Source organism: Novosphingobium chloroacetimidivorans, assembly GCF_014204535.1.
Lineage (GTDB): Bacteria > Pseudomonadota > Alphaproteobacteria > Sphingomonadales > Sphingomonadaceae > Novosphingobium > Novosphingobium chloroacetimidivorans.
This window is the reverse complement of sequence record NZ_JACHLR010000004.1, coordinates 63,393-84,310: the sequence shown is the minus strand read 5'-3', so window position 1 is coordinate 84,310 and position 20,918 is coordinate 63,393. Positions and strand designations below refer to the sequence as shown.

Below are 20,918 nucleotides of genomic sequence, written 5' to 3'. Positions count from 1 at the left end.
TAGGAGCGCCTCTCGGAATCAGACCCCGTTCGGCAACCAAAGCATTCGTCATCCCCGCGAACGCGGGGATCCATCTCCTGACCTTGCGCCGAACGAACCACCTGGAGATGGATTCCCGCTTTCGCGGGAATGACGAAGAGATTTGCTTAGGGCGTCACATATACTTCATCTGGATGCGGATCGGCCTCACCCCATTGCCGACCGGAAACGCGGTCTTGCTCACGCTCGGCTTGCCCAGGTTGAAGATGTTGATGCTGGGATTGTTCGACATGCCGCCGCCGTCGCTGCGGATGTCGGTATCGCCGTTGCCGTTGACGTCATGGCGCACCGCCACCGCGTAGGACCCGGCGGCCGGGACCGGCAGGCAGAAGGTCATCCGCCCGGCACGCGCGGGAACCTCGATCCGCGAGAGCCAGCGTCCCTTCTGCAGCCAGTCGCCCGGTGTGCCGCGATAGGTCTGGATGCGCAGCTTTCCGGTGGAGCTCTTGACGCCCTCGACCGTCACCAGCACCGCGGGGCCGTCGCCCGTTTCGCAGCGGCGCATGTCGTTGCGCACTTCCTGCTTGTACTGCGCGGCCGCCGGCGCGCTGCCGGCGAGGGCCACGGCGCCCAGGGCGGCAGCAGCCAGAGTTCGGGAGAAAATTCCAGACGGGTTGTGAATGTTCATGTCCTGATAGTCTTTCTGCGGCCAGCGCATGTCGATGTTCGAGCCGCCATGTCGATGGAGCCGTATCGATCGTGAGGCCCCACGCATCCGTTCGTCTTGCGCGACGGCCGCTTAATCCGCTCTGAATTGACCGTCACGCTCCAGTTGCCCTGTGCAACGATGCGGGTCCTCTGCGAAGGATTCCTGTGCCATGCACCATCGCGTGTGGAAAACGCAGCGGCACAGCTTGTCGCCACAAGATATGGTGTACTAGTCGCCGATAAAGGACATTTCTTCGCATGCCCGTGCCATTGATCTCCCCCTCCATCCTGTCCGCCGATTTTGCCCGCCTGGGCGAAGAGATCCGCGCGATCGACGAAGCCGGTGCCGACTGGATCCACGTCGACGTTATGGACGGCCACTACGTGCCCAACATCACCATCGGTCCCGCCGTGGTCAAGGCGCTGCGCCCGCACACCACCAAGCCGTTCGACGTGCACCTGATGATCTCGCCGGTTGACACCTACCTGGAGGCCTTCGCCGCCGCCGGGGCCGACATCATCACCGTGCACCCCGAAGCCGGCCCGCACGTCCATCGCACGGTGCAGGCGATCAAGGGGCTGGGCAAGCAGGCCGGCATCTCGCTCAATCCCGGCACGCCCGCCAAGATGCTCGACTACTTGATCGACGAGATCGACCTGGTCCTGATCATGAGCGTCAATCCGGGTTTTGGCGGACAGAGCTTCATCTCCAGCCAGCTGCGCAAGATCGAAGCGGTGCGCAAGATGATCGACAAGACCGGCCGCGACATCCGCCTCGAGGTCGATGGCGGAGTGGACGCGACGACCGCATCCTCCTGCGTCGACGCCGGCGCCGACGTGCTGGTCGCCGGCACCGCGACGTTCCGAGGTGGACCGGAACGTTACGCCGCCAACATCCGAACGCTCAAGGGTCTGGACTGACCGGCGTGAAACAGGAGGTGCGCTCGAGCAGCCGCCCGGTTCCTTGGAACCGCAGCGAGCCTCGGGCGATACCGCTGCATGAAGCCAAGGATTTTCGGGTCGAGGAGGGCGTGCTGGAGGACGAGGATCGCGGCACTTCCCTTGACGGCGAGCCGCACGTCACCGCTGCGAACGGCGAGCTGATCGAGCCTGGCCGCGCCCTTGCGCTGACCGACTTCACTCCGCCCGAAATCGGCACGGGAGAGCGTCTGATCCGCCTCGCCTATCGTATCGGCGTGCCCGGCTCGATGCTGGTCTCGCCGATGGGCAAGAAGGCCAAGCTGCGCCTGCTCGCCACGGTGACCAGCCCTCTGCCCGGCAATCGCGTCTCCGGTACGGCCCTGCGCGCGGGGCACTTCCTGATCCATGGCGCCAAGACGCCGATCGCGCAGGTCGACTATGCCGGCGCCGCGCGCGTCACCCCGCCGCTGGAACGCGTGGTGCACGGCTTCTCCTGGCTCGCCGACCTGGAAGCCAGCGCACCCCGCGCGCAAGTCACCCCGATCGCCGAGCGGATCCTCAACACCTGGCTCAATGCCAATCCCAAGCCGCCCACCCGGCCCGGCAAGGGACCGGCGTGGACGGTGGGCAACACCGGCATGCGGCTGCTGAACTGGCTGGTCCATGCCCCGCTGATCCTCTCTGGCGACAAGCCGTTGCGCAGCCGCGCGCTGCGCGCGATGAACGAGACGGCACGCTGGCTCGATCGCAATGTCCACCACGCCGAGGATGGCCTGGCCGAGCTGGGCGGCTGGGCGGCGATCGTCGCGGCCGGACTGCTGCTGCCCGACGGCAAGCCGCGGCGACTGTATGCCGAGGCGGGTCTGATCAAGGCACTGGGCGAGCTGGTGGGCGAGGATGGCGGCGTCCTCTCGCGCAGCCCGATCGCGCAGATGGATGCCATCGCGCTGCTGGTCCGCCTGCGCGCCTGCTACCGCGCCACCCGTCGCGAACCGCCCAAGGCGGTGGAGACGATGATCGGCCTGCTGGTGCCGCCGCTGCTGGCGCTGGTCCACACCGACAGCGCGCTGGGCAACTGGCAAGGCGGCTGGGCGATCGAGGAAGACGAAGTCGTCACGCTCGTCGAGGCGAGCGGCGTGCGCACCCGGCCCCTGCGCGACGTGCGCCAGTGGGGCTACCAGCGCGTGCTGGCGGCTAGGACCGTGCTGCAGTTCGATGCCGCTCCGCCGCCGATGCCCAGGCACGCCCGCTTCGGCTGCGCCTCGACTCTGGCTTTCGAGATGTCGCATGCCGGCCAGCGCCTGATCGTCAACTGCGGCGGCGCGGCGGCGGCTGGCGGACTGGTGCCGGTGCGCCTGGAGCAAGGCCTGCGGGCAACGGCGGCGCACTCGACCCTGACGCTGGACGATGCCAATTCGACCGCCGTGCTGATCAACGGCGCGATCGGCGTCGGTGTCTCGGAAGTCGATATCGAGCGCCGCACGATCGAGAGCGGCGGCGCCTCGGCAACTCGCCTGGAGGCGAGCCACAACGGCTATGCCAGCCGCTACGGCCTGACCCACCGCCGCATCCTGATCCTGCGCGACGATGGCACCGAGCTGCGCGGAGAGGACCTGCTGCTGCCCTCCTCGCGCAAGGCCAAGCGCGGCAAGGTCGGCTTCGCCATCCGCTTCCACCTGGGGCCCGATGTCGAAGTCGGCCTGTCGGAGAACGGCCAGGGCGCCGGCCTCGCCCTGCCGGACGGCAGCTATTGGCAGTTCATCGCGTCGGGCTGCGACATCGCGCTGGAGGACAGCCTCTGGGTCGATGGCCAGGGCCGCCCGGTGGCGACGCAGCAGCTGGTATTGCAAGGCCTGGTGTCACGCGGCGGCGGCAACTTCGGCTGGCTGCTCAAGAAGATGGGCTGAGACGCCGCCACGGTGGAAAAAAAGTCCAGTATCTTCCTCCGTTCGTGTCGAGCGAAGTCGAGACACGTCGACGCAAAACCAGCGTGTCTCGACTTCGCTCGACACGAACGTAAATGAACCGCTTCAACTCAGGCCCAACCCGTTCTAGGAGCGCGCGCGAAAGCCACGTTGTCGAAAGCCTGCCATGACCCAGCTCGTCCCCGTCCGCCGTGCCCTCCTGTCCGTCTCGGACAAGACCGGGCTTGCCGAGCTGGGCCGGGCGCTCGCGGCGCGTGGCGTGGAGCTGGTCTCGACCGGCGGCACCGCCAAGGCGCTGCGCGACGCCGGGCTGAGCGTGAAGGACGTGTCGGATCTGACCGGCTTTCCCGAGATGATGGACGGCCGGGTCAAGACGCTGCACCCGATGGTGCACGGCGGGCTGCTGGCCGTGCGCGACAATGCCGAGCACGCGGCCGCCATGACCGAGCACGGCATCGGCGCGATCGACCTGGTGGTGGTCAATCTCTATCCCTTCGAGGCGACTGTCGCCAAGGGCGCAGAGCGTGACGAAGTGATCGAGAACATCGACATCGGCGGCCCCTCCATGGTGCGCTCGGCCGCCAAGAACCACGCCTATGTCGCGATCGTCACCGATGCCTCTGACTACGCCGAACTGCTTGCCCAGCTGGACGCGAACGACGGCGCCACCGACTTCGCGTTCCGCAAGCGCCTGGCCGCGCGCGCCTTCGCCGCGACGGCCGCGTACGATTCGGCGATCGGCCAGTGGTTCGCCTCAGTCGACCAGGGCGAGACCTTCCCGCCCCGCGTCAGCCAGGCCCGCGTGCTCGCCGGTACGCTGCGATATGGCGAGAACCCGCACCAGAACGCCGCGCTCTACCTGCCTGCGCAAGTCGAGGCCAAGGGCCTTCCGCAGGCCGAGCAGGTTCAGGGCAAGGAGCTTTCGTACAACAACTACAACGACGCCAACGCCGCCCTGGAACTGGCCGCCGAGTTCCGCGGCGGAGCACCCGCGATCGTGATCGTCAAGCACGCCAACCCTTGCGGCGTCGCGCAAGGAGCCTCGTTGCTCGAAGCGTGGAACGGCGCACTGCAGTGTGACAGCGTCTCGGCCTTCGGCGGCATCGTCGCCTCGAACGTGCCGCTCGACGGCCCGACTGCCGAGGCGATCTGCCAGATCTTCACCGAAGTGGTCGTCGCGCCCGGCGCCGACGAGGCGGCGCGCGCCGCATTCGCGAAGAAGAAGAACCTGCGCCTGCTGCTGACCGACGGCTTGCCCGACCCGCGCCGCGCCGGCCAGACAATGGCGGTGATCGCCGGTGGCGTGCTGGTGCAAGACCGCGACAACGGCGCGATCACCGAAGCCGACCTCAAGGTCGTCACCCAGCGCGCGCCCACTTCGCAGGAGCTCAAGGACTGCCTCTTCGCCTGGACCGTGGCGCGCCACGTGAAGTCCAACGCCATCGTCTATGCCAAGGACGGTGTCACCGCCGGCATCGGCGCGGGCCAGATGAACCGCCGCGACTCCTCGCGCATCGCCGCGATGAAGGCGGCCGAAGCGGCGCAGACCTACGGCTGGACAAGCCCGCGCACCGTCGGCAGCGCCGTTGCTTCGGACGCGTTCTTCCCCTTCGCCGACGGCTTGCTTGCCGCCGCCCAAGCGGGTGCGACCGCCGTGATCCAGCCGGGCGGTTCGATCCGCGACGAGGACGTCATCAAGGCCGCCGACGAGGCGGGCCTGGCGATGGTCTTCACCGGGATGCGGCACTTCCGCCACTAAGCATAGCTCGCGCCCCCTGCCACCATGAGGCAGGGCTGGTTGCAGTCCTGCCGTTGATCGCCAACTCGATGGCGTTCGTCGAGATGAAGGCGATCTGCACGCCGCATTCAGGCCAGCGCAATCGTCACAAGAGCAGATCCCGTCTGGACGGCGGGCTGCAACAGACCACGATCGGAATTTACAAATGTCGTTTCTCAAGACCGAATTCACGCGCTTCTTCGTGCTGGGCTTTGCCGGCGGCGCTGCCCTGGTGATTGGCGTGCTCGGCATCGATGCGGCGACGGAGATCGCGAACGGCGTCGTGCCGCCCGCGCAAGCGGCCACTGCGAGCCACTGATCCCATGAGGCGCGGCGCCATCGCGATCCTCCCGCTGCTCGCCGCCTGCAGTGCGGCGGCCCATGCGGATGCGGTCCAGGCGCCAGCCGCGGCGGTAACGTCGCACGATACCGGCAAGCGCGAGACGGCGGTGTTCGCCGGCGGATGCTTCTGGGGCGTCGAGGCGGTGTTCAGCCATGTCAGGGGCGTGACCAGCGCGGTATCGGGCTATAGCGGAGGTGCGCGGAGCACGGCGCAGTACGAAACCGTAAGCGGTGGCACCACCGGCCATGCCGAGGCCGTGCGCGTCACCTGGGATCCGCGCGTGGTGCGGTATGACGAGCTGCTGCGCGTCTACTTCTCCGTGATCGCCGACCCCACGCTGCGCGATCGGCAGGGTCCGGACGTCGGCACGCAGTACCGGTCCGCGCTGATGCCGCTGAACGCGGAGCAGGCGCGCGTCGCCAGGGCCTATGTCGCGCAGTTGGCCAAGTCTGGCCTATGGTCCCGCCCGATCGCCACACGTATCGAACCCTTTCGCGGCTTCTACCCGGCCGAGAGCTACCATCAGGATTTCGCCTCTCGCAATCCCGACCATGGCTACATTCGCCGCTGGGATGCACCCAAGGTCGTGGCTCTGAAGCAGACTTATCCGACGCTCTACAAGGCCGCGTTCACCGACGGCTGAGCACAGTAGGACTGGCACACGGGGCTGAGCAGCGGTCGAACGGGCGATTGCGCCTGGCGCGCTGCGGGCCCATATCGCGCTCATGTCCCACCACACGCATCACGAGCACTCGGGTGACAACCTCGTGGCCGCCGCCCAGGCTGCACTCGTCCAGGCCGGTGAGCAATGGACCGAGATGCGCGCCGACGTCTTCGAGGCTCTTGCCGATCGCGAGCGCCCGGCCTCGGCCTACGACCTGGCCGAGAACGTCTCCGCCCTGCGCGGCAAGCGGGTGGCGCCCAACAGCGTGTACCGCATCCTCGACCTGTTCGTGCGCACCAACCTGGCGCGGCGAGTCGAAAGCGCAAATGCCTACGTCGCCAACAGCCATCCGGGATGCCGCCATGACTGCATCTTCCTGATCTGCGACTCGTGCGGGACGGCCGTCCATATCGACGACGACCGGCTCACCGGGGCGCTGATCGGCGCCGCGCGCGAGAATGGCTTCGCCGATGTACGCCCTGTGGTAGAGCTGCGCGGCACCTGCGCCGCGTGCAACTGAGGCTGCGGGCGACCGGCGCCGCCCTAGCGGTTTTTCCTGTCCTTCGGGGCATGACACTCATAAGGCACCATGTCGCTATTCGACAGCATGACAACGCACGTGTAGAAGCCTGACATGACAGCCGATCCGGCAACGCCACTCCTCGACACCGTCAACACCCCTGACGACCTGCGCAAGCTGAAGCCGACGCAGTTGCGCCAGCTGGCGGACGAATTGCGCGCCGAGATGATCTCGGCCGTGGGGCAGACCGGCGGACACTTCGGCTCCGGGCTCGGCGTGGTCGAGCTGACCGTGGCCATCCACTACGTGTTCAACACGCCCGACGATCGTCTCATCTGGGACGTCGGCCACCAGGCCTATCCGCACAAGATCCTGACCGGCCGGCGCGACCGCATCCGCACGCTGCGCCAGGGCGGGGGCCTCTCCGGGTTCACCAAGCGCAGCGAGAGCGAGTACGATCCGTTCGGCACCGCGCATAGCTCCACCTCGATCTCGGCGGCACTGGGCTTCGCCATCGCCAACAAGCTGACCGGTTCGCCCGGTCGCGGCATCGCCGTGATCGGCGACGGCGCGATGAGCGCCGGGATGGCCTACGAGGCGATGAACAACGCACGCGACGCGGGCAATCGCCTGGTCGTGATCCTCAACGACAACGACATGTCGATCGCGCCGCCGGTCGGCGGATTGTCGGCCTACCTGGCGCGTCTGGTCAGCTCCGGCCAGTTCCTCGGCTTGCGAGAACTCGCGCGCAAGTTCGCCCGCAAGCTGCCGCGCCCGCTCCACAATGCCGCGCGCAAGACCGACGAGTTCGCGCGCGGCATGGCCATGGGCGGCACCTTGTTCGAGGAGCTGGGCTTCTACTACGTCGGCCCGCTCGACGGCCACGATCTCGACGCGCTGGTTCCGGTGCTGGAGAACGTGCGCGATGCCGCCGCCGGCCCGATCCTGATCCACGTCGTGACGCAGAAGGGCAAGGGCTACGCGCTTGCCGAAGCCGCGGCCGACAAGCTGCACGCGGTGCAGAAGTTCGACGTCATTACCGGCGAGCAGGTCAAGAGCGCGGGCGGTCCGCCCAGCTATACCAACGTTTTCGCCAAGGCGCTGCTGGCCGAGGCGGAGAGGGACAGCCGCATCTGTGCGATCACCGCGGCGATGCCGGGCGGCACCGGGCTCGACAAGTTCGGCCAGACCTTCCCCGAGCGCACCTTCGACGTCGGCATTGCCGAGCAACATGCGGTCACCTTCGCCGCCGGCCTTGCCGCGCAAGGCATGCGCCCGTTCTGCGCGATCTACTCGACCTTCCTGCAGCGCGCCTTCGATCAAGTGGTGCACGATGTCGCCATCCAGAACCTGCCGGTGCGCTTCGCGATCGACCGCGCCGGCCTGGTCGGCGCGGACGGCGCCACCCACGCCGGGTCGTTCGATGTGACCTACCTTGCCACCCTGCCCAACCTGGTGGTCATGGCCGCCGCCGACGAGGCCGAGCTGGTCCACATGGTCCACACCGCCGCCGAGTACGACGCCGGGCCGATCGCCTTCCGCTATCCGCGTGGCAACGGCGTCGGCGTGCCACTGCCCGAGACGCCGCAACTGCTGGAGATCGGCAAGGGCCGCGTAGTGCGCGAAGGCACCAAGGTGGCGATCCTCTCGCTCGGCACGCGTCTCGCCGAAGCGCTCAAGGCCGCCGACACGCTGGAGGCCAAGGGCCTGTCGACCACCGTCGCGGACCTGCGCTTCGCCAAGCCGCTCGACACCGCGCTGATCCGCAAGCTGATGCTGAGCCACGAAGTGGTGGTGACGGTCGAGGAAGGCTCGATCGGCGGCCTGGGCGCGCATGTGCTCACCATGGCGAGCGACGAGGGCCTCACCGACGCCGGCCTCAAGATCCGCACCATGCGCCTGCCCGATGTGTTCCAGGACCACGACAAGCCGGAAAAGCAATACGACGATGCCGGCCTGAACGCGCCGCAGATCGTCGAGACGGTACTCAAGGCCCTGCGCCACAACAGCGCCGGCGTGAACGAGGCGCGGGCTTAGGCCAAGCCGGTCGACGTCGTCTCGGGCTCGACCCGGGACCGGTTTCGCCATGCCGCCAGCCTTCGTCAGGGCGCCCCGACGCGAGAGTAGTCACTGCCGGAACCGGGCTCCCGATCAAACCCGCGTCGATGCGAGCCACAGCAGCACCAATCCACCCAGCGCAATCGCCATCTGCGGCGGGCGCAGCCTCGCGAAGTACCGCGGCGCCGCGCCGTTGCGGGCAGCAAACGGGTCGTAGACGAGCGAGCTCAGGTATCCGGCGGCCAGCACCGGCATGGCAAGCACCGGAGGCAGCACAAGCGAGACGAGCCCGCACGAGAAGCGCACCATCATGACAGCCACCTGGCTCAGGCGCGGCCCGCCCTCGGTGAAGAAGCTCAAGCCTCGCACCACCCCTGCCAGGAAGATCAGGATCGCCGCGGCCCATAGCGATCCGAAGGTCAGGGCGTATGGCAGGCCGGCCAGTGCCAGCGCTCCCGCCGCCAGGATCACCAGCGCCGGGCCGTAGCCCAGCAACAGCTCGAGCAAAGGCGTCTTGTCGGGCGTGTCGGTGCGGGCCTGGGTCATGCCTGCTCAATGCACGAGCCCGCACGTGGGTTCAGGACCTGCGCGAAGGGGCAGGCGTGCCCCTCCTCGGTCGATCAGTTCGGCCGCACCGCCGGGTGGATGCCGGCCTCCTGGTTGTCGATCCCGGCTTGTGCCTGTCCGGCCAGGTCATCACCCGGATCGCGGTCCTGCAGCGTGTCGACGTGCATCCAGCGCTTCACGATGGGCGAGAGCGCCAGCACCACGACCGCGACGCCGATCGTGATCCAGCCGATCTTGGAATAGATCGCCAGGGTCAGGTCCTTGCTCATCGCCCCGCTTTCGCCGCCGGTCGCCTCGCCGATCTTGCCGGCGACGAAGTTGCCGACCGCCGTCATGTAGAACCAGGCGCCCATGATGAAGCTGCCCAGGTGCACCGGCGACAGGCGCGTCATCGCCGAAAGGCCGACGGGCGAAAGGCACAGCTCGCCGGTGGTCTGCAGCAGGTAGATCAGGAACACGAAGATCACCGGGGTCATCACCGCCGGCCCGACCGAGTTCGCGCCCCACACGAAGACCAGGAACGAAAGACCGACCTGGATCAGCGCATAGCCGAACTTGGCCGGCGCGCTCGGCTCGATGCCCTTGCGGCCGAGATACTGCCACAGCGCCGCGAATATCGGCGCGAACAGGACGATGTAGATCGGGTTGATCGACTGGAACAGGCTGGTCGGCACCCCGCCGCGGTCGACGTACTTGTCGGTATAGAGGCTCAAGCTGCCGCCCGCCTGCTCGAACAGGCCCCAGAACACCGGATTGAGCGCGATCAGGAACAGGATCGCGAACATCCGCTCGCGCGGCTCCTTGGGCAGCTTGAACGCCTCGTAGAGCGTGTAGCCGAGCATCGCCACGCCCGAGATGATCAGCAGCGTCTGGATCACGTCCTGGTATTGCACCAGCAGCCAGATCACCACGACCGAAGCGAGGCCGATGCCGTAGAGCATCCACTCGCGGCTGCGCGCCAGCGGCACCGGCGGCTCGCCGTTGCCGCGCAGCGCCGGACGGCCGAAGGTGAAGATGACGAGGCCGAGCGCCATGCCGATGCCGGCAAGGCCGAAGCCCCACGACCAGCCGATCGTCTCGCCCAGGTAGCCGACGAGGATCGTGCCCATCGCCGCGCCGACGTTCACGCCCATGTAGAAGATCGTATAGGCCGCATCGCGCCGGGGGTCGGTCATGCGATAGAGCTGGCCGACGATCACCGAGATGTTGGCCTTCAGGAATCCCGAGCCGACGATGATCAGCGACAGCGCCAGCCAGAACACGTTGATCGCCGGATCCGCCTGCTTGACCGCAGGATCGGCCACACCGTGCATGCCCTCCACCGCCATGAACAGGTGCCCGATGGCCAGCAGCACGCCGCCATAGAACACCGCCTTGCGCTGTCCCAGGTAGCGGTCGGCCAGGTAGCCGCCCAGCACCGGGGTGATGTAAACCAGCGCGGTGTAGGCGCCGTAGATCAGGTTGGCCTTGCCGTCGGTGAACAGCCAGAACTTGGCGAGATAGAGCACCAGCAGCGCGCGCATGCCGTAGTAGGAGAACCGCTCCCACATCTCGGCATAGAACAGCACGAACAGGCCGCGGGGATGGCCGGCGAACTCATCGCTCTTGCGCGTGGCGATGATCCCGCCGATCGCCAGCACCGCGAAGAGCGCGATCGCGGCGATCGCCGCGATCCAGTCGCCTTCGTTCCAGCTCCCCATGTCCTTCATGCAGTGTCCTTGTGCTTTTGCGAGCATGCGTAAACGACGCAGGTTAGCGCTCGTTGTGCGCCAAGCAAAGAACATTGGCGGCCCTGTCGGGCGTGCGGCTGCCCCGTAGTTGCGCGGCAAACTTAAGAAGCCACGGCCTCACGGACGTGCGAAGTATCTTCCATTGCGGAAAATTTCAAAAGATGGCACCTTAACAAAGGTGGGATTGGCGGTTTCGGGGTGTCCGGGGCCGCTTTGTGCTGGGGGCTCCATGATCCGGTCTGAGTTGCTGCAAGCGCTGGCGAAGGAAAATCCCGAGCTGCGGCTCGACGACGTGGAGCGTGCGCTCGACACCTTCTTCGATGAGATCGGCGAGACGCTGGCGGCAGGCGGGCGTGTCGAACTGCGCGGGTTCGGCGCGTTCTCGACCCGTCACCGCGACGGGCGCAAGGGTCGCAACCCACGTACCGGCGAAACCGTGGAAGTGGCGGAAAAGCGCGTGCCCTACTTCAAGCCGGGCAAGGAAATGCGCCAGCGGCTCAACGTCTCCGAAGAGTGAGCCGGCACGGCATTGCCCGTGCCTGACTGATCTGCCAATGCTTACCCTCATCCCGGCACGACGATGAACGTGGCCGGGGCGAGGCTCCGTGCGGGCGTGGCGGAATGGTAGACGCAGCGGACTTAAAATCCGCTTGGGGTTCCCAGTGCGGGTTCGAGTCCCGCCGCCCGCACCAGGCCTCGCACCGCAAGGATGCGAGCGCACGATGGCACGCAAGCCCAAGAAACTGAAGGTCTTCCGCACCGCCGTCGGCTTTCGCGACGCCTATGTCGCGGCGCCCAGCCGGGCGGCGGCGCTGCGTGCCTGGGGCACCGAGAAGGACCTGTTCGCCCGCGGCGCGGCGGAAGAGGTGACCGATGCCGAGCTCGGCGCCGAAGCGCTCGAGAAGCCGGGAGACGTCGTCTACCGCACGCGGGGCGGACTGAAGGAGCAGGTCGCGGCTCTCGGCAAGCTGCCTGCAAGGAAGGCTGCCAAGGCCGCAACGAAGCCTGTCTCTGCGAAGGCCGCCCCAGCGACGGCCGCCCCTGAACCGGCCAAGCCGCCCATCCCCCGCCCCAGCCGTGCCGAAGTCGAGGAAGCGGAGGCGGCGATCGCGCAGCACGAGCGCGAACAGGCCGAGGCAGAGCACGCCATGCAGGAGCGCGAGCGTGCCCTGGCAGCCGAGCGCGACGCGATGGAGTCGCGTCTCTCCCGCGAGCGCAAGCAACTTCAGGGAAAGCTGGAGGCCGCACGGGCGGCGTATCGCGAGGCCCTCGACCGCTGGGAACCGTGATCAACCTGACGGACACGCGCTAAGTCATTCAAAGGGCCTGCACAGTCCATTATTCTCAGCTCGGCTGTGGGTTTTCACCGAATCTTAGGGACGCTCGCGATAGTAACGGCAGCGTACCCGCAGGTTCGCCGTGCTGCTCGTCGCCAGCTCAGGACCTGCGGGGTAGCTGGGGGCATCAATGCAGGACTCTGCACAAGGCGAAGCATACGGTAGGGGCACGCTGCAAAGCGGCGCCGACTTGCGCGGTGCGCCGCGCTTCGCGCTTATGCTGCGCAGCGCCAAGCTCATCGCCGACGGCACCGAATTCCTCTGCATCATCCGCGACGTCTCGGAAACCGGCGTGAAGCTGCGCCTGTTCCACGCCGCACCGCGTGCCGAACTGATGATGATCGAGACCGCCAGCGGCCAGCACTATCCTATGCAGCTGGTGTGGGAAGCGAACGGCGAGGCTGGCTTTCGCTTCCTGCAGCCGATCGACGTCGACGCGTTCGTCAAGGAGTCCGGTCCTTACCCCAAGCGGCCGCTACGGCTACGCGTGCAGCACCCCGCGACGGTTCGGATGAACAACCAGTCGCACGACGCGACCATCCTCGACATCTCGCGCCAGGGCGCGCGCATCGCGATCTCGACCAAGCTCGCGATCGGACAGAAGTTCTGGTTGGAGGCCGACGAACTGCCGCTTTTCGAGGCGACCGTGTGCTGGCGCCGCGTGCCCGAATACGGGCTGGTGTTCGGCCAGCTGATGGGCCTGGAAGAACTCGCCCAGCGCGCCGAGCGCATGGATCGGCCCGAACGCTCGCTCGCCGCCGAATAGGCGGTCCTCAGCCGGCGCGGAACGTCAGCGCCGCGCCGTTCATGCAGTAGCGCTTGCCGGTGGGCTTGGGCCCGTCGTCGAAGACGTGGCCCAGGTGGCCCCCACACTGCATGCAGTGCACTTCCGTGCGCGGGTAGCCGAGCTTGAAGTCCGTCGAGGTTCCGACCGCGCCGGGCAGCGGCTTCCAAAAACTGGGCCAGCCGGTGCCGCTGTCGAACTTGGTGCTCGATGCATAGAGTGGATGGCCGTCGGCCGCGCACAGGAACGTGCCCTTGCGATGCTCCTTGTTGAGCGGGGAGGAGAACGGCTGCTCGGTCCCCTCCTCGCGCAGGATGTGGAACTGCGCCGGGGTTAGCCGCTTGCGCCACTCGGCAGGCGTGAAGCGCACGGGGTAGGTCTTGGCTTCGGCATCGCCGCTCCCGCAAGCCGCTACAACGGGCATTGCGGCACCCACGCCAAGCCAGCGCAGGAACTGTCGACGCGAGGGCGCGGGCGCATGCATGACGGGCTTGTCCATGCTCACGAGATCGGCACGCGCTGCAGGAGTTTCAATCCGCTGCCCTCAAGTGCCGCTGCGCCTCAGGCGCGCGAACAGACCTGCCTTGTTCACGCTTGCCGGGCCTGACTTCATCACCCGCTTGCGAAACAGCTTCGAGCCGGCGCGCACCATGACCAGCACACAAAGAGCCTGCCAGCCGATCGCCAGCACGTGCTGGCCCAGCCCCGGCTGCTGCGCCGCGCGCGCCAGCATCGCGAAGGGCGAGCTGAACGGGAACACGATCGCGAAGATCTCGGCCGGACTGCCCGGCTGCGTCATCGCGTAAGTGGCCAGGAAGAACACCACCAGTTGCATCATCGTCGCCGGCATCGACAGCGTCTGCACCTCTCGGACCGTCGCCGCCAGGGAGCCGATCGCCAGGAACACCGAGCCGAGCAGCAGGTAGGCCATCGCGAAGTAGATCACGCCGAGCGCCGCCAGCGCCGGCCAGCCCACCGCCGGAGGCGGCAACGCGGCCAGGCTGCCGCCGGTCACCAGCGTGAACAGTCCGGCCGCCGCGCCCCACACCGTGATGCCGACGAACGAAATGCCCAGCATCGCGAACAGCTTGCCGAAGAACACCGCATCCATGGGGATCGCGGCGGCCAGGATCTCGATAACCTTGTTGCCCTTCTCTTCCACCAGGTTGGAAAGCACCATGCCGGCGAGCAGCATCGTCAGCAGGAACAGCAGCGTCTGCGCCGCCTGCGCCGTCATCATCTGGCCCTTGTGCTCGCTCGCGCCGCTGGAGGCCGTGCTCTGCAGCGCGACTTGCGGCGCCGGGCCGGGCAGGCCGTGAACGGCCGCGGCCGCGACGAGGCCGACCGGTCCGGCCCATTCGGCGATCTGCCCCTTGGTGCCGGTGAGCACCGGGTGGGCGAGCGTGCCGGTGAGCACGGCGGCAACGTCGGCATGTCCACCGCCGGTGAGCGCAGCGCGCGCATCGAACGTCTCGCCGGGTGCAAGCCGCTTCAGCACCACCATCGGCGGCACCCCGTCGCCGAGATGGCCTGCCAAGGCCGCTCGCGCGCCCAGCGCGGCGTCGAGATCGGGCGCTGCCATCGCGACACCCAGCTGCGGGCGGCGCATCGAATCGTTCAGCTTCTCGCCCACGCCCCCGGCAAGGCCGGCGACCAGCAGCGGAAACAGCGGGCCGAGCAGGAAGAAGAAGAAGCTGCGGCTGAACAGGATCGCCATGAAGTCCCGCCGCGCGATGACGAAGGCGGCGGCGAACAGCGACAGGCGCTCGGCATGGGCTCGATCGGTGCTCACTTGCCTTCCTCCTCCGGCGTGCCCGCTTCGAGCGCCCTGGCGGCTGCCTCGCCCGCGATCGCCACGAACGCATCGTGCAGGCCCGCGCGCTCGATCGAGAGCGAGAGGATGCCGGCATCGCCTTCGATCAGGCGGCGCAGCAGCGGCTCGACGCCCGATTCGGGCAGCGCGAAGAGCCAGTAGCGCCCCTCTCGCCGGACACTGTCCGGCAGCGCCGCGCGCCAGGGTCCATCCTCGGCACGGGTTTCCAGGCGCACTTGCGGGGGAATGCGATCGCGCGCGACATCCACCGGTCCCGCGAAGGGCACCCTGCCACCGGCGATGATCGCCACTTCGTCGCACAGCCGCTCGGCATGGGCGATGACGTGGGTGGAGAAGATCACGGTGGTGCCCTCCGCCGCCAGGCCACGAATCACCGTCTCCAGCTTGCCCTGGTTGAGGGCGTCCAGCCCGGAGAACGGCTCGTCGAGCACCACCAGCCTTGGCCGATGGACGAGAGTGCCCAGAATCTGCACCTGCTGCGCCATGCCTTTCGACATCTGGCGGATCTGACGGTCCGCGGCATAGCCCAGGCCTTGCGCCTCGAGCAGCTCACGCCCGCGGCGCCGGCCTTCCTTCAGCGGCAAGCCGCGCAGGGCGCCGATGAAGGCGATCGCCTCGTACGCCTTCATCGATGGGTACAGCCCGCGCTCCTCGGGCAGGTAGCCGATCGCGCGGGCGACATCGTGCGGCCGCTCGGCGCCCAGAATGCGGCGGTAGCCGGCGTCCGGGTCGATGATGCCCAGCAGCATGCGCAAGGTGGTGGTCTTGCCCGCGCCATTGGGTCCGAGGATGCCGTAGACCGCGCCCTCGGGCACCGACAGGTCGACCCCGTCCACGGCCGTGAAGCCGTCGAAACGCTTGACCAGCCCACGCGCCTCGATCGCCAGGGGAGGTGAACTTGACCGGCCGGTCGCGGCTGCGTTGCCCGCCAAGCTTGTGTCTCCTATCTCGACCTTCATGCAGTCGCCCTTACCTCGTGGCACGTCAACACCAGCATCGGCAAGCGTGGTTAAGGGCGATCTAAGCGGCTTCGTCGCCGGCCTTGAGGCGCAAGCCCGCGAGGTTGGCTTCTGCGCCTTCGGGATCGCGCCCGCCGGCACCGATCCGATTTACGGCGACCGCCTCTCTGCGTGGCTCGAGCAAGGCATGCACGGCACCATGGAGTGGATGGCCGAACGCGCGCACCAGCGACGTGCGCCCCAGGCGCTCTGGCCCGAGGCGAGGAGCGTGATCGCGCTGGGCATGAGCTATGCGCCCGCCGGCGATCCGTTGAAGCTGGCCGCGCATGGCGAGCGGGCGCGGATCTCCGCCTATGCGCAAGGAGCCGATTACCACGATGCGCTGAAGAAGGCGCTGAAGGCCCTCGCGCGCTGGATGGTGGCGGAGGCGCCGAAGCATGGACTGAGTGCGCCGGAGGTGAAGGTCTTCACCGACACCGCGCCGGTCATGGAGAAGCCGCTGGCGCAAGCTGCGGGCCTGGGCTGGCAGGGCAAGCACACCAACCTGGTAAGCCGCGAGCATGGGTCCTGGCTGTTCCTTGGCGAGATCTACACTACGCTGGAACTGCCGCCCGAGCGCCCGCTCGGCGACCGATGCGGTTCGTGCCGGGCGTGCCAGGATGCCTGTCCGACCAAGGCCTTCCCCGCACCCTACCGCCTCGATGCGCGGCGCTGCATCAGCTACCTGACGATCGAGCACAAGGGTCCGGTCGATCCCGAGCTGCGCGCGAAGCTGGGCAACCGCATCTACGGGTGCGACGATTGCCTGGCCGTATGCCCGTGGAACAAGTTCGCTCGCGACGCGCATGCCTTCCGCGCGTATCTGCCGCGCGCCGAACTCACCGCTGCGGAGTTGCGCGATCTGCTGACTCTCGACGATGCGGGCTTCCGGCGGCTGTTCAGCGGTTCGCCGATCAAGCGCATCGGCCGGAACCGCTTTGTGAGAAACTGCCTCTATGCGGCCGGGAATAGTGGGCGGGTCGAGTTGCTTGAGCAGGTGCGGCCGCTCTGCGATGATCCGGACGAGGTGGTGGCCGATGCTGCGAAGTGGGCGGTCGACCAATTGGGGCGGAAGACACCTCCTCCCTCCCCGTTCGTGTCGAGCGAAGTCGAGACACGCTGATCCCGCGCTACCGTGTCTCGACTTCGCTCGACACGAACGGATCTTGGGGTTTGATCTAAACCCTGAACTCCCGCTCGGTCCGCGCCGGCACCGCCAGCAGGCCGACCAGCGTCAGCACCGCCGCGCCGGAGATATACAGCCCCACGAACGCCAGCCCGCCCCGGTCGGCGAGCCCTTGCGCGACAGCCGGTGCGAAGCCGCCACCCAGGATCCCACCGACGTTGAAGGCGATCGACACGCCGGTGTAGCGAACCCGCGCCGGAAACAGTTGCGGCAGCAGCGAAGCCAGCGGTCCGTAGACCAGCCCCATCGTGAACAGGCCCAGGCACAGGAACAGCGCCACGATCCCAAGCGATCCCGAGCCGAACATCGGCCCCATGATCAGCCCGACCAGCACCGCCACGCCGCTGCCGAACATCAGCACCCCGCGCGAGCTGCGCTTGTCGGCGGCATAGCCGGCGACCACGATGCCAAGCGCCATGAACAGGATCGCGAACAGCTGGACACCGAGGAACTCGCGCTTGTCGTAGCCCAGCTCGGTGGTGCCATAACCCAGCGCAAAGGCCGTGGTCAGATAGTAGATCGCGAAACAGGCGACGACGGCAAAGGTGCCGGCGAGCGTCTGGCGCCAGTGGGACGCCAGCAGCTCGACGAACGGAATGCTGGTCGGGTGATCGTGCTCGATCGCCGCAGCCGCGGGTGTGTCGGCAAGGCGAAAACGGATCCACAGACCGAGTCCCACCAGCACCGAACTGAGCAGGAACGGCAGGCGCCATCCCCAGGCGAGAAACTGCGCCTCGCTCATGCTGGTGCTCAGGATCAGGAACAGGCCATTCGCGGCCAGGAAGCCGACGGGAGCGCCAAGCTGCGGCGCCATGCCGAAGCGCGCGCGCCAGCCCGGCGGCGCGTTCTCCACCGCCAGCAGCGCCGCTCCGCCCCACTCGCCGCCCAGGCCCAGCCCTTGCCCGAATCGCAGAAGGCATAGCAGCAGCGGCGCGTACCAGCCGACGCTCTCGTACGTCGGCAGCACCCCGATCAGCACCGTCGCGCCGCCCATCAGCAGCAGCGAGGCGACCAGTGTCGACTTGCGACCGATCCTGTCGCCGAAGTGTCCGAACAGTGCCGCGCCCAGGGGCCGGGCGACGAAAGCTATGCCGAAGCTGGCATAGGCGGCGAGCTGCTGCGCCGAGGCCGACTCGGCAGGAAAGAACAGCGGCCCGAACACCAGCGCGGCGGCGGTGGCGTAGATGTAGAAGTCGTAGAATTCGACAGCGGTGCCGACCAGGCTGGCGACCAGGACGCGCGCGTGAGTGCGATAGACGTTCACGCGCCCACCCGCCTCGGATCATCCCGCCTCAGACGAGTTCCTTCAACGGCTTGTCCTTGTCGGCCAAGGCAGCGAGATCGGGCCTGGCGCCATTCTCGACCAGCTTGCGGCCCTGCACGTAGTCCTTGACCATGTTGACGCAATCGAGCGCCAGCACGCGGCCTTCCTTGAGGTAGACGACGCTGAAGGACCGGCTCTCGGGCTCGCCGCGCACCACCACCTTGTCGAAGCCGACGTTGATGCCGGCGGTCTGCAAGCGCAGGTCATACTGGTTGGACCAGAACCACGGGAACGCCTTGTACGGCTTTTCATCCCCGCAGATCGCCTTGGCGACGCAGCTGGCCATGTCGTTGGCGTTCTGCACCGATTCGACGCGCATCACCGTTCCGCCGGCGAATTCGCAGGCGAAGGCGGCGCAATCGCCCACGGCATAGATGTCGGGCAGCGACGTGCGGCAGTATTCGTCGACATCGACGCCGTTGGCGCCGCTCGCACCGGCGACGATCAGGGGGCCGACCGCGGGCACGATGCCGATACCGACGATCACGGCCTGGGCAGGCAGCACTTCTCCGTCCGCCAGCTTGACGCCGGTGACCTTGTGCCCGTCGCCGACGATGCAATCGACCGCGACGCCGGTCCGCAAGTCGACGCCGTGATCGCGATGCTCCTTCTGGTAGAAGGCCGAAAGCTCCTCGCCCGCGACGCGCGCCAGCACGCGCGGCAGCGCCTCGAGCAGCGTGACGTGGCAGCCCAGCTTGCTGAGCACCGCCGCTGCTTCCAGGCCGATGTAGCCGCCGCCGATCACGACAATGCGGTTGGTGCCCGCGTCGATCTCGCTCATCAGCAGATCGCAGTCCTGCCGCGTGCGCACGGCATGCACGCCAGCGAGGTCCGCGCCCGAGCACGAGAGCCGGCGCGGATCGCCGCCGGCCGCCCAGATCAGCTTGCCGTAAGCCAGCTTGTTGCCGTTCGAGAGCGTGACCTCATGCGCCGAGGCATCGACCTTGGTGACCTCGACGCCGAGTTCGAAATGGATTTCCTTCTCGGCCCAGAACGTCGGCGGACGGATGTAGAGCCGGTCGAAGGTCTTCTCGCGCGCGAAGTACTCCTTGGAGAGCGGCGGGCGCTCGTAAGGATACTCCGGCTCGCGCCCGATCACCACGACGGTGCCGGTGAACCCGTTCTGCCTCAGGGCAATCGCAGCCTGCGCACCCGCATGCCCTGCCCCCACGATCACGACGTCTGCTTTTTCCATGGCCGGCGTGGTTCGGAGAAAACCGCGCGCGCGTCAATGGCTCAGACGCGCGACAGCGCTTGGCCGCAGATGATCGTCACGCCGGTTGGCGCACCGCGTCCATCGTCAACTGCAGCGAGCGGCGCATTGCCTCGGGATCGTACGTCGAGCCCGACAGGATCAGCTCGTCCGCCTGCGTGCGCCGCACAAAGGCTTCCAGGCCGGCGCGCACCGTCTCGGGTGAGCCGATCGCGCTGACCGAGCGCATCTGGTCGAGCATGGCGAGCTCATGGGGGCGCAAGGTCTCGCGATAGCCACGGATGGGCGGCTTCGCGCGGCCTGGCGTGCCCGAGCGCAGCGCGACGAAAGCCTGGTCGTTGGTGGACGCCAGGTACCAGGCTTCTTCGTCGGTATCGGCCGCCATCACGTTGATCGCGGCCATGAAATGCGGCTTGTCGAGCGTCTCGGACGGCTCGAACCGCTCGCGATAGATCGCCGCCGCCTGGTCCAGCTGCGCGGGTGCGAAGTGCGAGGCGAAGGCATAGGGCAGGCCCAGCATGGCGGCGAGCTGCGCGCCGAAGGTGCTCGATCCCAGGATCCACATCTCGACCTTCGCACCGGCCGCTTGCGGGGCGGCGACGCCATGGAGCGCCTGGCCTTCGAAGCGGGCGCGCAGTTCGACCACGTCTTGCGGGAACACCTCCGAAGCCTGGCGGATGTCCTTGCGCAACGCATAGGCGAGCCGCCCGTCCGCGCCCGGAGCGCGACCGAGGCCGAGATCGACCCGGCCCGGGAACATGGCGTCGAGCGTGCCGAACTGCTCGGCGATCACGTAGGGCGTGTGGTTGGGCAGCATGATCCCACCCGCACCGATGCGGATCTTCGAAGTCGCGGCGCCGATATGGGCCAGCACGACCGACGTCGCACCACCGGCGATGCCATCCATGCCGTGGTGTTCGGCCACCCAGTAGCGCGCATAGCCGGCACGTTCGGCAACTTGCGCGGTCTTGGCCGCTTCGGTGAGCGACTCGGCGACCGAGCCTCCTTCGCGCACCGGAATCAGGTCGAGGACGGACAAGGGGGTCATGG

Annotated in this window: 20 protein-coding genes and 1 tRNA gene; 12 read left to right on the top strand and 9 right to left on the bottom strand. The window is 67.6% G+C overall.

From position 1 onward, the window contains the following. Nucleotides 1-154: 154 nt before the first annotated feature. Nucleotides 155-667 (bottom strand): DUF2141 domain-containing protein, encoded by a 513-nt coding sequence (locus HNO88_RS06000; protein WP_184243541.1) that lies wholly within the window; start codon nucleotides 665-667, stop codon nucleotides 155-157. A 278-nt stretch (nucleotides 668-945) separates the two neighbouring features. Here HNO88_RS06000 and rpe point away from each other — a divergent pair, with 278 nt between their 5' ends. From rpe to dxs, 7 genes are all read left to right on the top strand, one after another. After that, on the top strand, nucleotides 946-1,608 hold the full coding sequence (rpe, locus tag HNO88_RS05995; protein WP_184243188.1) for a ribulose-phosphate 3-epimerase: 663 nt from the start codon (nucleotides 946-948) through the stop codon (nucleotides 1,606-1,608). 5 nt (nucleotides 1,609-1,613) lie between these two features. Next, nucleotides 1,614-3,515, top strand: a complete 1,902-nt coding sequence (locus HNO88_RS05990) for a heparinase II/III family protein (RefSeq protein ID WP_312857003.1) — start codon at nucleotides 1,614-1,616, stop codon at nucleotides 3,513-3,515. A 184-nt stretch (nucleotides 3,516-3,699) separates the two neighbouring features. Then, nucleotides 3,700-5,292, top strand: a complete 1,593-nt coding sequence (gene purH, locus HNO88_RS05985) for a bifunctional phosphoribosylaminoimidazolecarboxamide formyltransferase/IMP cyclohydrolase (protein WP_184243187.1) — start codon at nucleotides 3,700-3,702, stop codon at nucleotides 5,290-5,292. A 184-nt stretch (nucleotides 5,293-5,476) separates the two neighbouring features. Next, on the top strand, nucleotides 5,477-5,629 hold the full coding sequence (locus HNO88_RS05980; RefSeq protein WP_184243186.1) for a hypothetical protein: 153 nt from the start codon (nucleotides 5,477-5,479) through the stop codon (nucleotides 5,627-5,629). A 4-nt stretch (nucleotides 5,630-5,633) separates the two neighbouring features. Next, nucleotides 5,634-6,296, top strand: coding sequence for a peptide-methionine (S)-S-oxide reductase MsrA (gene msrA, locus HNO88_RS05975; RefSeq protein WP_184243185.1), 663 nt, complete (start codon nucleotides 5,634-5,636; stop codon nucleotides 6,294-6,296). 82 nt (nucleotides 6,297-6,378) lie between these two features. Continuing rightward, nucleotides 6,379-6,837, top strand: coding sequence for a Fur family transcriptional regulator (locus tag HNO88_RS05970; protein ID WP_184243184.1), 459 nt, complete (start codon nucleotides 6,379-6,381; stop codon nucleotides 6,835-6,837). 114 nt (nucleotides 6,838-6,951) lie between these two features. Next, nucleotides 6,952-8,874, top strand: a complete 1,923-nt coding sequence (gene dxs / locus HNO88_RS05965) for a 1-deoxy-D-xylulose-5-phosphate synthase (RefSeq protein ID WP_184243183.1) — start codon at nucleotides 6,952-6,954, stop codon at nucleotides 8,872-8,874. 114 nt (nucleotides 8,875-8,988) lie between these two features. Here dxs and HNO88_RS05960 read toward each other — a convergent pair whose 3' ends face one another. Further along, nucleotides 8,989-9,441, bottom strand: coding sequence for a DUF3429 domain-containing protein (locus HNO88_RS05960; RefSeq protein ID WP_184243182.1), 453 nt, complete (start codon nucleotides 9,439-9,441; stop codon nucleotides 8,989-8,991). Between the two features lie 74 nt (nucleotides 9,442-9,515). Continuing rightward, nucleotides 9,516-11,171, bottom strand: a complete 1,656-nt coding sequence (locus HNO88_RS05955; protein WP_184243181.1) for a peptide MFS transporter — start codon at nucleotides 11,169-11,171, stop codon at nucleotides 9,516-9,518. 250 nt (nucleotides 11,172-11,421) lie between these two features. On the opposite strand from HNO88_RS05955, the gene HNO88_RS05950 reads away from it, so the two are divergent. From HNO88_RS05950 to HNO88_RS05935, 4 genes are all read left to right on the top strand, one after another. Further along, on the top strand, nucleotides 11,422-11,709 hold the full coding sequence (locus HNO88_RS05950; protein ID WP_184243180.1) for an integration host factor subunit beta: 288 nt from the start codon (nucleotides 11,422-11,424) through the stop codon (nucleotides 11,707-11,709). A 90-nt stretch (nucleotides 11,710-11,799) separates the two neighbouring features. Next, nucleotides 11,800-11,884: transfer RNA gene (locus HNO88_RS05945), tRNA-Leu, on the top strand. Nucleotides 11,885-11,914: 30 nt separating this feature from the next. After that, a complete protein-coding gene (locus HNO88_RS05940) occupies nucleotides 11,915-12,481 on the top strand; it encodes a hypothetical protein (protein WP_184243179.1) in 567 nt (188 codons plus the stop codon). 178 nt (nucleotides 12,482-12,659) lie between these two features. Then, entirely contained in the window at nucleotides 12,660-13,295 is a 636-nt protein-coding gene (locus HNO88_RS05935) for a PilZ domain-containing protein (RefSeq protein WP_184243178.1), read from the top strand. Between the two features lie 7 nt (nucleotides 13,296-13,302). Here the strand turns inward: HNO88_RS05935 and msrB are convergent, their stop codons facing one another. The 3 genes from msrB to HNO88_RS05920 all read right to left on the bottom strand — a co-directional run bounded on the left by msrB (nucleotide 13,303) and on the right by HNO88_RS05920 (nucleotide 16,079). Beyond that, nucleotides 13,303-13,812: a peptide-methionine (R)-S-oxide reductase MsrB gene (gene msrB / locus HNO88_RS05930; protein WP_376768753.1), complete on the bottom strand. Its 510-nt coding sequence runs from the start codon at nucleotides 13,810-13,812 to the stop codon at nucleotides 13,303-13,305. A gap of 45 nt (nucleotides 13,813-13,857) precedes the next feature. Next, a complete protein-coding gene (locus HNO88_RS05925) occupies nucleotides 13,858-15,030 on the bottom strand; it encodes an ABC transporter permease (protein WP_184243538.1) in 1,173 nt (390 codons plus the stop codon). Nucleotides 15,031-15,101: 71 nt separating this feature from the next. Next, complete coding sequence (locus HNO88_RS05920) at nucleotides 15,102-16,079, bottom strand: ABC transporter ATP-binding protein (RefSeq protein ID WP_376768752.1); 978 nt, start codon at nucleotides 16,077-16,079, stop codon at nucleotides 15,102-15,104. 73 nt (nucleotides 16,080-16,152) lie between these two features. Between HNO88_RS05920 and queG the strand changes: the two genes are divergently transcribed. After that, nucleotides 16,153-17,268 (top strand): tRNA epoxyqueuosine(34) reductase QueG, encoded by a 1,116-nt coding sequence (queG, locus tag HNO88_RS05915; RefSeq protein ID WP_312857001.1) that lies wholly within the window; start codon nucleotides 16,153-16,155, stop codon nucleotides 17,266-17,268. Nucleotides 17,269-17,323: 55 nt separating this feature from the next. On the opposite strand, the gene HNO88_RS05910 is transcribed toward queG, so the two are convergent. The 3 genes from HNO88_RS05910 to HNO88_RS05900 form a co-directional block, all read right to left on the bottom strand. Next, nucleotides 17,324-18,595, bottom strand: a complete 1,272-nt coding sequence (locus tag HNO88_RS05910; protein ID WP_184243175.1) for an MFS transporter — start codon at nucleotides 18,593-18,595, stop codon at nucleotides 17,324-17,326. Nucleotides 18,596-18,623: 28 nt separating this feature from the next. Continuing rightward, nucleotides 18,624-19,850, bottom strand: coding sequence for an NAD(P)/FAD-dependent oxidoreductase (locus HNO88_RS05905; protein ID WP_184243174.1), 1,227 nt, complete (start codon nucleotides 19,848-19,850; stop codon nucleotides 18,624-18,626). A 76-nt stretch (nucleotides 19,851-19,926) separates the two neighbouring features. Beyond that, entirely contained in the window at nucleotides 19,927-20,916 is a 990-nt protein-coding gene (locus tag HNO88_RS05900) for an LLM class flavin-dependent oxidoreductase (RefSeq protein ID WP_184243537.1), read from the bottom strand. Nucleotides 20,917-20,918 lie beyond the last annotated feature (2 nt).